This window comes from Micromonospora rhizosphaerae (assembly GCF_900091465.1).
GTDB lineage: Bacteria > Actinomycetota > Actinomycetes > Mycobacteriales > Micromonosporaceae > Micromonospora > Micromonospora rhizosphaerae.
Genome location: NZ_FMHV01000002.1, coordinates 4,374,907 through 4,390,426 on the forward strand (window position 1 = coordinate 4,374,907; position 15,520 = coordinate 4,390,426).

Here is a 15,520-nt window from a genome sequence, read left to right on the forward strand (position 1 = left end):
CGGACGTGCCGGTGGCAGACTGAGCAGGGCCCTACTTAGCACAGAAGGCGCGGGGTGGGCACGATTCACCCGCCCCCGGCCGGGTAACCGCCGCCATGGCCGAGGACCGCCCCGCCGCCGACACCGTCCGGTCGCCGCTCAATGCGGTCGCCGAGCGGAGCGGCCGGGCGCTGGCCCGGGTCCGGAGCCGGGGCGAGAAGGGTGGCCGGGTCCGGCTGCGCCAGCTCGAGGTCACCATCGTGATCGCCGTGCAGGCCGGGCTGGCCGCCGGGCTCGCGGCCCTGATCGCCCAGCACTTTCTCGGCTCCGGCGCGCACGTCTTCGCCCCGGCCGCCGCGGTGGCCACGATCGCCTCCGCCATCGGCCAGCGGGCCCGCCGTACCTTCGAGCTGCTCGCCGGGGTGGGACTCGGCATCGTCATCGGCGACCTGCTGCGCTTCGTGCTCGGCTCCGGGTCCTGGCAGACCGGGGCGGTCGTCGCCCTGTCGATCGCGACCGCGCTGCTGGTCGCCGGCCGGGGCGGGGCCCTGGTCGGCCAGGCCGGCGGCACCGCCGTCCTCATTTCCACTCTTGCCCCGGTCCAGCCGGGCCTGGAGGTGCCTCGGATCTTCGACGCCCTGGTCGGCGGCGTGGTCGGCCTCCTGGTGGTGGCCCTGCTGTTCCCGATCAACCCGCTGCGGCTGGTGGACCGGGCGGCGGCGCCGATCTTCGCCATCCTCACCGACCAGCTGCACGAGGTGGCCCGGGCCCTCTCCACGCGGGACGCCGGCGCGGCGATACGCGCCCTGGACCGGCTGCGGGGGCTGGACGCCGACGTCGGGCGGCTGAACGAGTCGCTCAGCGGCGCGGACGAGGTGGTGACGCTCGCTCCGACCCGCTGGCACCGCCGGGCGCAGTACCACCGCTACGCGCAGGGGGCGGAGCACCTTGAGCGCATCATCCTCTACGCCCGGTCCCTCGCCCGCCGGTCGGCTACCGCCCTCCAGTACGGCGAGCCGATCCCGCCGCAGCTCCCCGATTCCATCGCGCGGTTAGGCGACGCCGTCCGGGAACTGCGCGAGGAGTGTCGAGGCGGCGAGGATGCCGAGCACACCCGGCAGCTCGCCCGGGAGAGCGCCGAGCTGGCCGGTAGAGCCTGGGCGGAGGGGGTGCGGTCCTTCGGTGACGCGCTCATCACCGACCTCCGTACGGCGACCAGCGAACTGGTCCGGGCGACCGGGTGCGAGCCCGACGACGCCAACCGGATGATCCGGCGTGCGGCGGGCGCAGGTGAGGCGGAAAAGCGTCCGATGGTACGAGCTCACATGCAACGGCCGAGACGGCACGCCAGGGCGTGGCAGGCCCGGCGGCGCCGACGCTCGGCCCGCCGGGCCCGGGCAGGACGACCGTGAGCTCGGCGCGGTCCACGAGTGCAGAAGTGGCCTGCCACCGAACCGGGTCGGGCTGACTACCGTCGGGCGATGAGCATCGATCCGCAGGAACTGCACCAACGGTTCGCTTCCCTGACCGCCGCCCACGTTGCCGACGCCTGTCTCCGCGCCCGGGTGCCGGTGCGCTGTGCGCCCGGCGCGGTGCGGCCCGTGATACCCGGCCTGCGGATCGCCGGCCGAGTCGCGCCCACCCGGCACGTCGGCAGCGTCGACATCTTCCTCGAGGCGATCGACCGGGCCGCGCCCGGCGACGTGCTGGTCGTCGACAACGCCGGGCGGACCGACGAGAGCTGCGTCGGCGACCTGGTGGTGCTGGAGGCACAGGCCGCAGGCCTGTCCGGCGTGGTGATCTGGGGCCTGCACCGGGATACCGCCGACATCCGGGCGGTCGGACTGCCGGTCTTCAGCCTCGGCGCGATCCCCACCGGCCCGCAGCGCCTCGACGAGCGGCCGCCGCAGGCGCTGGAGTCGGCGGTGGTGGGGGAGTGGACGGTGGACGCCGATGACCTGGCCCTGGGTGACGACGACGGGGTGCTCTTCGTTCCGGCCGAGCGGGCCGGCGACCTGCTCACCCTCGCCGAGGCCATCCGGGACACCGAGCGACGGCAGGCCGAGCGGATCCGCGCCGGCGTCCCGCTGCGCGACCAGGTGCGCTTCGGCGCGTACCTCGCCGGGCGCGCCCAGGATCCCGCGCTGACCTTCCGCGAGCACCTGCGCGCGGTGGGGGGCGCGATCGAGGAGTGAGGCTCAACCGACCGCGGTCGGCGAAGGCGGCGCGCTGCCGCCCTGCGGCGCCTCGGCGGTCATCAGCCGGACGAGCTCCGCCCGATCGGCCGCGGACGGCAGGCCCCAGCCGGGCCGGTAGCCGTACACCTCGCGCAGTGGGGTGGAGGCCGTGCGGCCGTCGAGGATCTCCACCGCGTCGGTGTCGATCAGTCCGGGATGTTCGACGCCGCAGGCCTCCGCGACCTTGATCAGGTCCCGCCGAAGCGTACGGATGTAGTTGGCCGCCCGCACGGACTTCAGGCTCGGGTCGAGGCCCCGGACCAGCCAGGGGTTCTGGGTGGCGACGCCGGTCGGGCAGGTGTCGGTGTGGCACTTCTGCGCCTGGATGCAGCCGATGGCCAACATCGCCTCCCGGCCGACATTGACCATGTCGCAGCCGAGCGCGAACGCGACGATCGCGTTGTCCGGCAGCCCCAGCTTGCCGGCGCCGATGAAGACCGTCCGCTCGTGCAGGTCCCTCTCCGCGAAGGTCTGGTAGACCCGGGAGAAGCCTTGCTGGAACGGCAGCGACACCGAGTCGGTGAAGATCAGCGGCGCGGCGCCGGTGCCACCCTCACCGCCGTCGACGTTCACGAAGTCGACCCCCCGCCCGGTGTCCCGCATCAGCGTGGTCAGCTCGTCCCAGAAGCCCAGGTCGCCGACGGCGGACTTGATGCCGACCGGCAGCCCGGTCTCGGCGGCGAGCAGCTCCACCCAGTCGAGCAGGCTGTCGCAGTCGGAGAACTCGGCGTGCCGGGAGGGGCTGACGCAGTCCTGACCCTGCGGGACGCCCCGGGTCGCGGCGATCTCCGCCGATACCTTCGCCCCGGGCAGCAGCCCGCCGAGGCTGGGCTTCGCGCCCTGGCTGAGCTTCACCTCCAGCGCCCGGACGGGCGCGCCGGCCACCAGGTCCTTGAGCCGGTCCAGGCTGAACCGCCCGCGGTCGTCCCGGCACCCGAAGTACGCCGTGCCGATCTGGAACACCAACTCACCGCCGTTGCGGTGGTACGGCGACAGCCCGCCCTCGCCGGTGTTCTGCAGGCAGCCGGTCAGCGCGGCGCCCCGGTTGAGCGCCTCCACCGCCCGGCCGGACAGCGAGCCGAAGCTCATCCCGGAAATGTTGACCACCGAGGCGGGCCGGAACGCACGGGCCCGCCCCCGGGCGCCGCCGAGCACCTTGGCGCAGGGCAGCTCCACGTCGTGCCCGGCGGTCGGCGACGACGGCGGTACGGCCCGGCCGAACGTCCGGTGCTTGATGATCGGATACCCGGGCGTGTACTCGATGTCGTTGTCCGTGCCGAAGCCGAAGTAGTTGTTCTCCTTCTTCGCCGAGGCGTAGATCCAGCGCCGCTGGTCCCGGGTGAACGGCCGCTCCTCGTTGTTGCCGGCCACGATGTACTGCCGCAGCTCCGGCCCGATCGCCTCGAGCAGGTAGCGCGCCCGGCCGATGACCGGGAAGTTGCGCAGCAGCGCGTGGTCGCGCTGCAGCAGATCACGTGCGGCGAGGGCCGCGACGGCGGCGGAGACGACGGGTACGGCTCGACTGGCCCACTTCATGCCCGCCACTCTCCCCGGCGGCGTCGTCGGTCAAACTCCGCCGAAGCGGGCGGCGAACGCCGCGTACACCGGTCCGTCGGCACGATCCAGCACCGCGAAGGTCACCTGGTCGAACCAGCCGCCGGTGTCGGCCAGAGCGAGGACGAACGCGGCGGCCACAGTGGTCGGGTCGTTGCGGAACACGCCGCAGCCCCACGCACCGAGCACCAACCGCCGGTGGCCGTGCGCGGCGGCGACGTCGAGCACCCGGCGTGCCCGGGCACGCAGCACCGGCGCCACCCGGTCGACGTGGGCGGGTTGGTTGTGCAGCATCGCGCCCCGGTTGGGCGCGGCTGCGGTCAGGAACGACACCTCGTGGGCGGCGTCGAGCAGCCGGCCCTTGTCGTCCCGGAACACCGGCACCCGTGGGGAGTGGATGGCCCGGTCGCTGTAGAGCAGGTCGCCCTGCTTGCGGTGGAAGTCGTAGAACTCACCGACGGCGGTGAGGCAGGGATAGAGGGCGGAGGCGCGGGCGATGCTTTCCTCCTGGGCCTGCGCCCCGGTCTGGAAACCACCGCCCGGGCTCTTCGCGGAGGCGAAGACCAGCGCGGCGACATCGCCGCCCTCGGCGAGCCGGCGGGCGGCCACCAGGGTGCTCTCCCCGGTCACCTCCACCGTCGGCGTGCCGGTGCCGCGCGGGGGAGTCGGCAATGGATCGTCGGGCAGATGGAGGCGGGTGCCGGCGACCGCGCCGCGTACCTGCTCCGCAAGGTCGACCCGCTCACCGTGCGCGTTCCGGTAGTGGCCGGCGTCCAGGATGTCCAGGGTGTCGCGGGCGAGGGCCTGGAGTCGGGAACTCATGATGGGCGATTGTCCGGCAGCGGCGTCCGCCGTGGCGAGCGGTTATCCGGCGGGCAGGTGCTGGACGAGCTGGATAAGGTTGCCGTCCGGGTCGGCGGTCCAGGCGATCAGCAGCCGGCCGAGCCACTCGTGCGGCGGCGCCAGGGCGGGCGCGCCGTCGGCGGTGAGCTTCGCGTACGCGGCGGCGGTGTCGTCGGTCCAGAGGATGACCGCCGCGCGCTGGCCGTGCGGCACGGGATCGAGGCCGTGGTCGTCCCGGGTGGAGGCGACCGAGGCGATGCCGATCTGGTAGCCGTCGAGGGCGAGGTCGACGTGGATCGGCTCGCCCTCGGCGGGCACCCGGAAGGTCTCGGAGAAGCCGAGGCCGGCGTAGAAGGCGGCGGCCCGGGGGACGTCCTCGCTGAACAGGATGACCTGCGGAGTCCGGAACATCGACATCCACGGACCCTACAGCGCCCGCCGCCGGATTGGTCAGTCCGGCAGGCGGGGCATCTCCAGGCCGGGATCCCGGCCGAGCAGCACGGCCCGGGTCAGCGCCTGCGACCCGAACCGGTCCCGGACCGCGTCCACCGCGGCGTCCAGGTCCGCGCCGGGATCGCGGTCGAACGGCAGCGGCGGCTGGACGTGCCCGCCGTCGAGGTTACCCACCGACACGCCGATCAGCGTGACCCCCCGTGCCTCGATCTCCGGCAGCGCCGTACGCAGCAGCGCCCGGGCCGCGTCGAGCAGGGGCCGGGTCTGCGCGGTCGCCTTGACCAGGGTGTGCGACCGGGTCGCCCGGGTGTAGTCGGCGAAGCGCAGCCGCAGCATCACCGTGCGGCCGGTCCGCGCGGCGGAGCGCATCCGCCGGGTCACCCGGTCGACCAGCCCGGCCAGGATGGCGTCGAGGTCGTCGGGGGAGTGCGGCTCCCGGCCAAGGGCGTGCTGCGCGCCCATCGAGGAGCGCCGGCGGCCGACCTGCACCCGGCGGGGGTCGCGGTTGTGCGCCAGGGCGTGCAGGTGCCGGCCGGCGCCCGGGCCGAGCAGCGACACCAGGGTCGCCTCGCCGAGCCGGGCCACCTGTCCGACGCTCCGGATCCCCCGCTCGCGCAGCTTGGCGGCGGTGACCGGCCCGACGCCCCACAGCCGTTCCACCGGCAGCGGGTGCAGGAACTCCAGCTCCCGATCGGGCGCAACGACCAGCAGGCCGTCCGGCTTGGCGACGCCGCTGGCCACCTTCGCCAGGAACTTCGTCCGGGCCACGCCCACGGTGATCGGCAGACCGATTCGCTCCCGCACCTCGCGGCGCAGCCCTACGGCGATGTCGGCCGGTGGCCCGACCAGCCGGCGCAGCCCGCCCACGTCGAGGAACGCCTCGTCGATGGAGAGTCCCTCGACCAGGGGCGTGGTCCGCCGGAATATCTCGAACACCGCCCGGCTCGCCGCCGTGTACGCGGCCATCCGCGGCGGCACCACGATCGCCTCGGGGCAGAGCCGGCGGGCCTGCCGGCCGCCCATCGCGCTGCGTACGCCCCGCGCCTTCGCCTCGTAGCTGGCCGCCAGCACCACGCCGCCGCCGACGATCACCGGCCGGCCGCGCAGCCGGGGATCGTCGCGCTGCTCGACCGACGCGTAGAACGCGTCCAAGTCGGCGTGCAGGATCGTGGCGTCGCTTGACACGAACACATGTTCGCACAGTTGTGCGAAACAATGCCCTCACCTGCCCGGACGGGCGACGGAAGCCGACAGCGCCCGGACGCGGTACGTCGTCGGCGGCCTCAGGCGCCCCGGGCGCGGGGCCGAGCGGCCTCCCGGCGCGACAGGGAACTCGGCGCGTTGACGCCCGCGTTGTCGCTCACGCTGACGCCGAGCCGTTCGACCAGTTCGCCGCCGAGCCATGCGGTGAACCCGGCCAGGATGATGCCGGCGAAGCTGCCGGTCAGGGCCAGGGCGTTCGGCTCCCAGTTGACGGCGGACCGCCGCTGCAGCCAGCTCACCGCGAACAGCACCAGCACGACAACGTTGCCGACGCCGTGCCTCGCGCCGATCCGCTTGGCGCGGGTACGGGCGGGGATGGCGGACCAGTCGATCAGCCCGAACACCGCGGCGACGAGGCCGCCGATGATGCCGGCCCCGATCGTGTACGCGGCGGAGATCTGGAAGCCGGGCCGATCGGTGATCAGGTACAGGATGTCGAAGATGACCGAGGTGGCGAGTAGTCCCAGGGGGAACACGATCAGGATGGGATGGATCCCGTGACCCATCGCCCTAGCGCGACTTTCCATGGCAAGCCCTCCTGTCATCCCCAGGCGGGCGCGAATTTCCCCATCCGGGCGGGGCTACACCTCGGGCGTCCAGACGGGGTGCCGGAGGCGTAGCCCCCGCGGTGTCTGCTGTCGGCCTCGGTCACGGCAGGGCGAGCTCCGCGACGTGGCCCAGGTGGTCCGACGCCCAGCGCCCGTCGGCGGTCTGCCGCTCGGTGCCGAAGACCTCACTGTTCACCGGTACGACCGCACCCCGGAACATGACCATGTCGATCCGGTGCTCGACGTCGTCGGCCGGTTCGACGAGGTCATCGCCCAGCCCCGCCGTGTATCCCGGCTCGCCGGGGTGCAGGATCGGCCAGGTGTCGACCATGCCGCCGGCCACCAGCGTGAAGTAGGCGAGCCGGTTGTCCGGCACGGGCAGCTCCGGCCCGGTGTTGAGATCACCGACGAGGATCACCCGGCCCGGTGCCGCCAGTGGGCCCTGCAGCAGTTCCTGTGCCTGTTGCACCCGGATACCGGCGTGGAAGGCCTCCAGGTGGGTGTTGACGAACCGGAAGCTGCGCGTGCCCAGCACCGCGTCCACCGCGGTCCAGCCGCGAGTGCTCGTCGCGCTCCCGCCGGTGGCGGCGAGCGGCAGGACCAGGTTGTGGGTGAAGTTCCCCGACGACCTGTCGGTCACCTTCACCCGGTCACCGTGGCGGACCAGGATCACGTCGCGCATGGTGAGCCGGACGTCCAGGTTGTGCGGGGCCCCCGCCGGCGCCTCCAGGTCCGCCTCGTCCTGCACCACCGCCACGTCGTACGGGTGACCGGCGGCGGCCAGTTCGCCCATCAGCAACGCCAGGTAGTCGTAGCGGACTGAGGTGGCCGGCGCGGGGTTGCCGATCGGGCCGGTGCGCCACAGCGCCACCTCCTGCAGACCGACCAGGTCGGGCTCGTGATCGCGGATCTCCTGCGCGATCAGCTTCGCCCGCGCCGGAAAGTCGACCAGGTCCACGTGGCTGAGCAGGCCGGCGTTCGCGGCCAGGAACGCCGGCAGGGTCGGTGCGTTGATCGACGGGGTGAGGTCGCCGCCCAGGTAGAGGTTGCGGGTCAGCACGCTCACCTTGGGGCCCGCCTCGGCCTCGGCCGGTGGGGCGAGCAGCCCCAGGCTGGCCACCGCGAGTGCGGCGGCGGTGACCAGTCGGGTCAGTCGGTGCAGGCGTGCTCTGCCATCCATGCCCTGATCCTCTCCGGCGGTGTCCGCGTCGATGCGAAGCCTGCGTACGGTAACGCCGCTGAGACCATCATGGACACCGCCGTTCGGGCGGTATCGATCCGCTGGGCAGGTGCGGTCAGGAGCGGTGGCGGCGGGTGGCCATCGCCTGCACCGTGGGCCGGCGGATCACCGCGATCCGGTCTCCGCGTACCCGGATCGACGTCCGCCCCGTGCGGTGGCGCCGGGCGGTGAGGTCGACGGTGAGCCCACCGACCTGTACGCCCTCCAGCGTGAGCTCGGGCAGCCACTCGGGCAGGTGCGGGTCCACGAAGATCGTCCGCAGCGTCGCGGCCGGGCGGAGCGCGAGCAGGGCCTGGATCACCGCGATGACCGAGCTGGCGGACCAGGCCTGCGGAGAGCACGAGTTCGGGTAGATGCCGGGGTGCGGATGGTCGCCGTCGCGGGGCAGGCCGCTGAGCACCTCGGGCAGCCGGTGGTCCTCGAACAGCGCCGCCGCCGCGAACAGCCCCTCGGCCAGCCGGTGCAGCTGCGCCCAGCAGCCGTACCGGGCCAGGCCGAGGCCGATGGTCCCGGCCTCGACCGGCCAGACGCTGCCCCGGTGGTAGCTGAACGGGTTGTACGCCGGGTGTGCCGAGGAGAGCGTCCGTACCCCCCAGCCGCTGAACATGTCCGGCGCGAACAGCCGGCGGGCCACCACCGGGGCGATCCGGGCCGGCACGATGCCGGTGGTGAGCAGGTGGCCGTCGTTCGAGTTCACGGACCGCACCTGCCGCTTGCCCCGGTCCAGCGCCATCGCGTGGCAGCCCTGGTCGGGCATCCAGTACGCCCGGTGGAAGCGCCGGCGCAGCCGGCTGGCCCGGCCCAGCAGGGTGGCGCCGAGGGCGGGGTGCCCGCTCGCGGCGAACACCACCGCGGCGTGCCGCAGCGCCGCGTACCAGTACGCCTGGAGCTCGCTGGTCGCGATCGGGTTCGGCACCACCCGCCCGTGCTCGTCGACAATGGCGGTGTCCGAGTCCTTCCAGCCCTGGTTCTTCAGCCCGCCCCGGGAGCGGCGGTGGTACTCCAGGAAGCCGTCCCGATCCAGGTCGCCGAACCGGTCGATCCAGTCCAGGGCGCGGCGCGCCGTCGGCAGCAACTCCCGCACCACGGCCAGGTCGCCGGTCCAGGCGAAGTACTGGCCGAGGAAGACCAGGAAGTCCGGCGCGGTGGACCAGTCGCCGTGGTAGTGCGCGAACGGGTCGAGCCCGAGCACGGAGACCGGACCGAGCCGGGCCTCGTGCAGCGGCTTGCCCGGTTCCTCGTCGTGCCGGTCGTCGATCCGCCGGCCGAGGTGGCGGGCGTTGAGCCGGAGGCTGTCGGCCAGCATGGTCGGCCCGGCGAGCAGGGCCTGCCAGGAGGCCGTCATCGTGTCGCGGCCGAAGATCTCCTGGTAGATCGGCAGCCCGGCCATCGGCGCGGCCGGCCCGGCAGGCTCGCCGAGCGGCAGCTCCGCCAGGTCGTCGATGGCGCAGCGCCACGCCGCCGCGACGTCGACGTTGGCGCTGCGCAGCCGGGTGAGTTCGCGGGTGAGCCAAGCGCGGGCGCGGGCGGCGCTGTCCGCGGGCTCGCCGAAGGTCGCCGGCGGGGCGGCGAGGCGCTCCCCGTCGAAGATCGGCTCGACGGTGAGTTCCACCCGGCGGGACTCCCGGGGCGGCACCGTCAGGTCGAGCGTGAGGGCGCCGTCGCCGTACCGGACCGGGGTGCCGGCCTGCACGCGGATCGCCACCGCCCGGTCGAGGTCCGGCCGCAGATAGGTCAGGCGCAGTTCCCGGTCACCGGGAGCCCAGCTCGTTCCGACGTCGCCGACCTGCACCCGCCGGCCCGTCTCCGCTTCTTTGGTGTCCGCGAAGTCGGCGGCGAGCTCGATCCGCAGCCGCAGCTCCAGCGCCCGCGCGGCGTAGCTGACGATGGTCAGCCGGGTGCGCAGCCCGGCGCCGACGAACCGCTCGGTGAGCAGGTAGGCCGCCCGGGAGGGCAGCGATTCACCGTCGCCGAGTTCCGCGTACGACAGCTGGGCGTGCCCCTGCACGTTTGCAGTGCTGAAGTTGACCGGCTCGCGGCCGTCGACGGTGACCCGCTCGGCGCAGAGCACCCGGGTGTTGCGGGCGAAGAAGCCCTGCGGATCGGTTCCGCTGATCCGCCCGCGCACGTCGGTGACCAGCGTGCTCCACCCGCTGGCCACGTAGAGCAGGTCGGGGCGCACGCGCAGGGCGCGGACCCGGGTCATCGGCCGCGGGACCGGCCCGAGGTGCCCCGGCCTGGGACGAGGCGGGGTGCAGCGCCGGGCGGATCCACCAGCGGCACCTCCTCCGCAGTGACGTCGGTGCACGGCGCGCCGGTCGTGGGCACCGGCCGCACGCTGTTACCCCTTCGTGCGGCCGGTACACCCGCGGCTGCCCCGCTCACCCGGCGGTTGTCGCTCCCGAGCGGACGATCAGCTCGACGGTCAGCGCGATGGCCACGGCCTCGACCGCCAGCAGGGTGAGCAGGATGAGCAGCTGGGTGGCTCCGGCCTGGATCGGGCCGGCCCCGCCGAGCAGTACCCCGACGAACGCCCCGGGCAGGGTGACCAGCCCGACTGTGCGGGTCTGATCCAGCGCCGGGATCAGGGCCTGCCCGGCGGCCGGCCGGCAGATCTCCAGCGCGGCGTCGCGGGGAAGCAGCCCGAGCGCCAGCCCGGCCTCGTACTCGCCGTGCCGGGTGCGCAGCTCGTCGAGCGTCCGCCGGCCGGCCAGGCTGGTCGCGGTCATCGCGCCGCCGATGAGGATTCCCGCCGTCGGCAGCACCACCACCTGGGTCGCGGGCAGCGCCCGGCTGGCCAGGAGTACGGCCAGGCTCGGCGCGACGCCGAGCGCGATCGCCGCCGAGGTGATCCAGGTCGGGCAGGGTGCGCCGATGCGCCGCCGGGCGGTGACCGTCGCCACCGCGTACATGATCAGTACGAACGCCAGCGTGCTCCACCAGGCCCGCAGGACGGCGACGATGACCAGCGAGACCGCGGCGAGCTGGATGGTTGCCCGTGCGGCCGCCGTCAGGATCGCCCGCGCCCGGCCGAGACCGGTCAGCCGCAGGACGACGGCGGCCGCCACGGTCAGCCCGAGCAGGGCGGCGACCAGCGCTGGGCCGATCGGGACCGTGGTGGTGTTCAAGCAACCGGCTCGCGCACCGCGGCGCTCGCGGTGTGGCGGATGGCCAGCAGAGCGATGTCGTCGGTCGGGTGCTCGGCGTCGAGGGTCGCCATGACGGTCGCGCAGACCTCTTCGGCGGGGGCCGGCGCGACGGCGGCGATGAGGCGCTCGATGCCGGCGTCGATGAGCTCGCCGCGGCGTTCGACGAGGCCGTCGGTGTAGCAGACCAGGACCGCGCCGGCCGGGAAGTCCACCATCGCGGTGCGGCGCGCCGGCTGCCGACGGCCGGTGCCGAGCGGGGGATCGATGTACGCCTCGATCAGGGCCCCCGGCCGGCCGGGCACGGCGAGGACAGGTCGCGGGTGACCGGCCACGGAGACCTGGATCGTCCCATCATCGGGAGAGATCACGGCGTACAGCGCGGTGGTCAGGCTCCCCGCCTCGAAGTGGGCGACCTTGCGGTCCAGGAGGGTCAACGCCTGCGCCGGGTCGTCGGAGACCAGGGTGTAGGCGCGTAGCGCGCTGCGGACGCGTCCCATCACCACCGCGGACCGCAGCCCGTGGCCCGACACGTCGCCGATGACCACGCCGGTCCGGCCCGAGGGCAGGGTGAACACGTCGTACCAGTCCCCGCCGACCCCGGTGACGTGGCCCGGTACGTAGCGGGCGGCCATCTCCAGTCCCGGCACCTCGGGCAGCTTGGGCGGGAGCAGGCTGCGCTGCAGGGTCATGGCCGCCGTCTGGTCCAGGCTGTTCGCCCGGGCCAGGCTGGCCAGGCTGGCCCGATCGGCGACGAGCTCCAGCAGGCGGACGTCGTCCGCGGTGAACCGGCGGGGGGTGAGCGTGCCGACGTGCAGGACGCCGATCAGGTCACCACGGGCGAAGATCGGCACGCCGAGCAGGGACCGGACGCCGGTCTGCAGCAGGACCGGGTTGACCACCTCGGTGGGGCTGACGTGCTCGATGATGATCGGGCGGCGGGCCAGGGCGATCCGGCCGGCGAATCCCCGGCCGACGGAGACTCGGAACCCCTGCCGGACCTCCTCCTCGAGCCCCCTCGCCGCGGTGGCCACGAGCTGTCGGGCATGCACGTCCATCAGGAGGATTGCGGCGGTGTCGACGTGCAGCAGATCTCGGACCCGGTCCAGCAGCTCGTCGAAGAGGTCGGCGACATCGAGCCGGGACAGGGTGGCGTCGGTGACCGCCTCGATGCGGCGCAACCGCTCGTCGTCCTTGATGCCCTCCGCGTTGACCACGCCCGGATCTTAGTCCCGTTGCCGCCCTGCTCAAGCGGTGCCGTCGCGTCGGCGGTGGCGTCGGCGTACCCCGCCCGGCCGGCCGGACGTTCCCGTGCACTGCCGAATGCGGCGGACACCCGGCGGGGTGGCCGGCCGGCGGATCCCCGGCGAATCCGCCTCGGTCGTGCCATGGTGGGGCGGGACGGCGCGGACCGATCCGCGAAGGGCATGGAACGGGATGCAGGACTTCTACGGTGAGGTGGTCGGCCAGCTCCTCCGCAACCGGGTCCTGGACACCCGGATGGCGGTCCTGGTGGTCTGCGGCGGGGAGATCGACCGAGCCGTGCTGGCCCGGTACGGGTTCCGGGACGTGGTCATCTCCAACATCGACTCCCGCCCGGAGAGAGCGGAGTTTCCGCCGTACGAGTGGTGCTACCAGGACGCCGAGCGGCTGACGTTCGAGGACGAGTCGTTCGACTTCTGCCTGGTGCATTCCGGGCTGCACCACTGCCATTCCCCGCATCGGGCGCTGCTGGAGATGTACCGCGTCGCACGCCGGGGCCTGCTGCTGTTCGAACCGTACGACAACCTGATGACGCGCCTCGGGGTGCGACTCAACCTCGGCCAGGAGTACGAGCACGCCGGCGTCTTCTGCAACGACTGCCACCACGGCGGCGTCGGCAACAGCGACATACCCAACTACGTCTACCGCTTCACAGAGCAGGAGATCATCAAGACGATCAACTGCAACGCGCCGTACGCCCGGCACCAGATCCGCTTCGTCCACCGGATGCGGGTGCCCTGGACCCAGCTCCGGCGCCGCCGGAACAAGACCCTCTACCACCTGATCCAGCTCGCCCGACCGGCCCTGAAGCTGGTCGAGGTCTGCGCTCCGAAACAGAGCAACAATTTCGCGGCGCTCGTCCGGAAACCGGAGCTGCCGCAGGCCCTGCATCCCTGGCTACGGCACGACGGTGAGGCCATCCGCCTGGACGACAGGTGGGTGGCCTCGCGATATCACTAGGGCCCGTGCGTCGCGGATTAGGGATCAGGACGGCTGGCTGATGTTGACCATCCAGTTGATGCCGAACCGGTCGACGCACATGCCGAACTCGTCGCCCCACATCTGCTTCTCCAGGGGCATCTGCACCGTGCCGCCGCCGGACAGCTTCTCCCAGTAACCCCGCAGCTCGTCGGCGTCGTCCCCGCTCAGGCTGATCGCGATGTTGTTTCCGACGGTGCGCTCCATCCCGGGCGGGGTGTCGGAGGCCATCAGCGTGAACCCACGGTCGGTCTCGAGCATCGCGTGCATGACCCGGTCGGCCAGGGCGGGATCCGGGTTACCGAACTCGCCGAAGGTGTTCAAGGTCAAGGTGCCGCCGAACACCCGCTGGTAGAACTCCATCGCCTGCCGGGCGTCGTCCTCGAAGCTGAGGTACGGGTTGAGACGAGACGTCACAGCATCCTCCTCGGTCGTGACCACGGTCATCGTGGCAGACCGGGGGAGGGTGGACAACGAGACTCGCGGATCGCGACCGGGTCGGGCGGCGGCGTACCGGCCGGTGCGGTGGAGGTGGCGTCGTTGCCACCTCCACCGCGGTCCCCCGGGGTCCCCGGTCAGTCCACCTGGAACGACTGGCGCACCACACCGCCCACCAGCGCGCACCAGGTGGTGGTGCTGACGATGCCGTTCGGGTCGAGCCCGTGCAGTTTCTGGAGGTCCTTGAGGGCCTTCTTGGTCTCGTAGTCGTACTCGCCGGTGATGGCGACGTCGGCGTACCCCTTGGAGTTGAGCATGAACTGCACGGCGCTGACCGGGATGCCGGTGGCCTCCTTGTCCAGCTCGGGCGCGAGGGTCTCCCAGGTTGGCGCGGTGAGCGTGGCGTCGATGTCGACCGGGATGTTGTTGCGCGCCTGCCAGTCCTGCACGGCCGCCACGGTGGCCGCGTCGAAGACGCCGGTGACCGGCACGGTGTAGCCGCGGAAGGTGAGCAGGTACTGCGCGACGCGGACGACCGGGCCGCCGACGAAGCGCCAGATGTCCGGCCAGCGGCGGGCCGGCACGTCGGCCAGGTCGGTGCCGAGCTTGGCGAAGACCCGCCGGCGCAGGGCGGGGAACTCGCGGTAGAACATCGCGCCCGGGCACAGGGTGGCCCGGAAGTCCCAGTGGCCGAAGATGTCGTGGGCGTGCAGGCCGTACTGCTCGCAGACGGTGGTGCAGAGCTTGACCAGCGCGTCGAGCAGCTGCTGCGGCGGGGTCTCGGTGACGTAGGTGCCCTCGTTCTCGATGCCGATGGCCCGGCCGTTCTCGCCGGGGCAGTGCGCCGAGATCATCTGCCGGTCGCCGGCCTGAAGCCGTTCCAGGCTGCCGTGCCGGCCCTCGAGGACGTAGCCGCCGCGGCTGACGGTGAAGTGCTGCCCGGTGTCCGACCAGTGGTTGACGTCCAGGTGCAGATTCTGGCAGTCGCGGGCGAGCTGCTTGGCGTGCTCCTCGGAGTAGTCCGTGCTGTTCGGGAACGCCATGTGGTGCACGATGATCTTGTTGGTCGCGATCGCGCTGATCGACAGCGGGTCCGCCGGCGGGCGGGCTCCCCACTCGTCGCAGCTGATGATCCAGTCGAGGTCCGCGCCCGGCGCGGCCTGCGCGGCGGCCGGGAAGGCGAGTTCGCTCCCGACGACCGCGACCGCGGCGGCGCCGAGACCGGCCCGCAGCAGGGTACGACGGTCCAGCTCGGGGTGATCGAAGTGCATGACATCTCCTCTGTGGCCGGTCAGGGCGGCCCGGGGCTGCGCGCGGGGGTGGACGGCGGCCCACCCGGTGATGAAAAGGAACTCCAAGAGCCTCGCGTGAGGTGGAGGATATTGCCACGGTCGGCCGCGGCGCTAGAGGCTGAATGAGATCGATGTGGACCCTTCACCCGCATCCACCGGCCTCGCTTTCCCGCGCCCCTCTCCGAGAGCCCAGGTCAGCGCCTTTGGAAACGTTTTCGTAACGAGCCCTTGACCTGACCCTCGAATCGGGCGCAGACTCCCGGAAACGTTTACAGGAAATCGAGCG

General features: G+C 72.7%; 14 protein-coding genes. 3 read left to right on the forward strand and 11 right to left on the reverse strand.

The window, feature by feature from the left end:
* Positions 1 to 95 precede the first annotated feature (95 nt).
* The gene (locus GA0070624_RS20450; protein WP_091343452.1) at positions 96 to 1,391 is read left to right on the forward strand and encodes an FUSC family protein; all 1,296 of its coding nucleotides are present in this window, start codon (positions 96 to 98) and stop codon (positions 1,389 to 1,391) included.
* A gap of 69 nt (positions 1,392 to 1,460) precedes the next feature.
* Positions 1,461 to 2,174 carry an RraA family protein gene (locus GA0070624_RS20455; RefSeq protein WP_091343454.1) on the forward strand — a complete coding sequence of 238 codons (714 nt, stop codon included), beginning with the start codon at positions 1,461 to 1,463 and terminating at the stop codon, positions 2,172 to 2,174.
* A gap of 3 nt (positions 2,175 to 2,177) precedes the next feature.
* On the opposite strand, the gene GA0070624_RS20460 is transcribed toward GA0070624_RS20455, so the two are convergent.
* The 9 genes from GA0070624_RS20460 to GA0070624_RS20500 form a co-directional block, all read right to left on the reverse strand.
* Complete coding sequence (locus tag GA0070624_RS20460; RefSeq protein WP_091343457.1) at positions 2,178 to 3,752, reverse strand: FMN-binding glutamate synthase family protein; 1,575 nt, start codon at positions 3,750 to 3,752, stop codon at positions 2,178 to 2,180.
* Between the two features lie 30 nt (positions 3,753 to 3,782).
* Positions 3,783 to 4,592: a TIGR02452 family protein gene (locus GA0070624_RS20465; protein WP_091343459.1), complete on the reverse strand. Its 810-nt coding sequence runs from the start codon at positions 4,590 to 4,592 to the stop codon at positions 3,783 to 3,785.
* 42 nt (positions 4,593 to 4,634) lie between these two features.
* Positions 4,635 to 5,030 (reverse strand): VOC family protein, encoded by a 396-nt coding sequence (locus GA0070624_RS20470; RefSeq protein WP_091343461.1) that lies wholly within the window; start codon positions 5,028 to 5,030, stop codon positions 4,635 to 4,637.
* Between the two features lie 33 nt (positions 5,031 to 5,063).
* The gene (dinB, locus tag GA0070624_RS20475; RefSeq protein ID WP_091349165.1) at positions 5,064 to 6,251 is read right to left on the reverse strand and encodes a DNA polymerase IV; all 1,188 of its coding nucleotides are present in this window, start codon (positions 6,249 to 6,251) and stop codon (positions 5,064 to 5,066) included.
* A 98-nt stretch (positions 6,252 to 6,349) separates the two neighbouring features.
* Entirely contained in the window at positions 6,350 to 6,874 is a 525-nt protein-coding gene (locus GA0070624_RS20480) for a DUF2231 domain-containing protein (protein ID WP_342672752.1), read from the reverse strand.
* Between the two features lie 103 nt (positions 6,875 to 6,977).
* Positions 6,978 to 8,057 carry an endonuclease/exonuclease/phosphatase family protein gene (locus tag GA0070624_RS20485; protein WP_091343465.1) on the reverse strand — a complete coding sequence of 360 codons (1,080 nt, stop codon included), beginning with the start codon at positions 8,055 to 8,057 and terminating at the stop codon, positions 6,978 to 6,980.
* A 115-nt stretch (positions 8,058 to 8,172) separates the two neighbouring features.
* Positions 8,173 to 10,323, reverse strand: coding sequence for an amylo-alpha-1,6-glucosidase (locus GA0070624_RS20490; protein WP_091343468.1), 2,151 nt, complete (start codon positions 10,321 to 10,323; stop codon positions 8,173 to 8,175).
* Positions 10,324 to 10,498: 175 nt separating this feature from the next.
* The gene (locus GA0070624_RS20495; protein WP_245718896.1) at positions 10,499 to 11,245 is read right to left on the reverse strand and encodes an ABC transporter permease; all 747 of its coding nucleotides are present in this window, start codon (positions 11,243 to 11,245) and stop codon (positions 10,499 to 10,501) included.
* The gene (locus GA0070624_RS20500; protein ID WP_091343470.1) at positions 11,242 to 12,480 is read right to left on the reverse strand and encodes a PP2C family protein-serine/threonine phosphatase; all 1,239 of its coding nucleotides are present in this window, start codon (positions 12,478 to 12,480) and stop codon (positions 11,242 to 11,244) included. Before GA0070624_RS20500 ends, GA0070624_RS20495 begins: the two co-directional genes overlap by 4 nt.
* A gap of 220 nt (positions 12,481 to 12,700) precedes the next feature.
* On the opposite strand from GA0070624_RS20500, the gene GA0070624_RS20505 reads away from it, so the two are divergent.
* Positions 12,701 to 13,486, forward strand: a complete 786-nt coding sequence (locus GA0070624_RS20505; protein WP_176731796.1) for a class I SAM-dependent methyltransferase — start codon at positions 12,701 to 12,703, stop codon at positions 13,484 to 13,486.
* Positions 13,487 to 13,510: 24 nt separating this feature from the next.
* Here GA0070624_RS20505 and GA0070624_RS20510 read toward each other — a convergent pair whose 3' ends face one another.
* Both GA0070624_RS20510 and GA0070624_RS20515 read right to left on the reverse strand, forming a co-directional pair.
* Entirely contained in the window at positions 13,511 to 13,921 is a 411-nt protein-coding gene (locus GA0070624_RS20510) for a VOC family protein (RefSeq protein ID WP_091349172.1), read from the reverse strand.
* A gap of 158 nt (positions 13,922 to 14,079) precedes the next feature.
* The gene (locus tag GA0070624_RS20515; RefSeq protein ID WP_091343475.1) at positions 14,080 to 15,213 is read right to left on the reverse strand and encodes a peptidoglycan recognition protein family protein; all 1,134 of its coding nucleotides are present in this window, start codon (positions 15,211 to 15,213) and stop codon (positions 14,080 to 14,082) included.
* Positions 15,214 to 15,520: the final 307 nt, after the last annotated feature.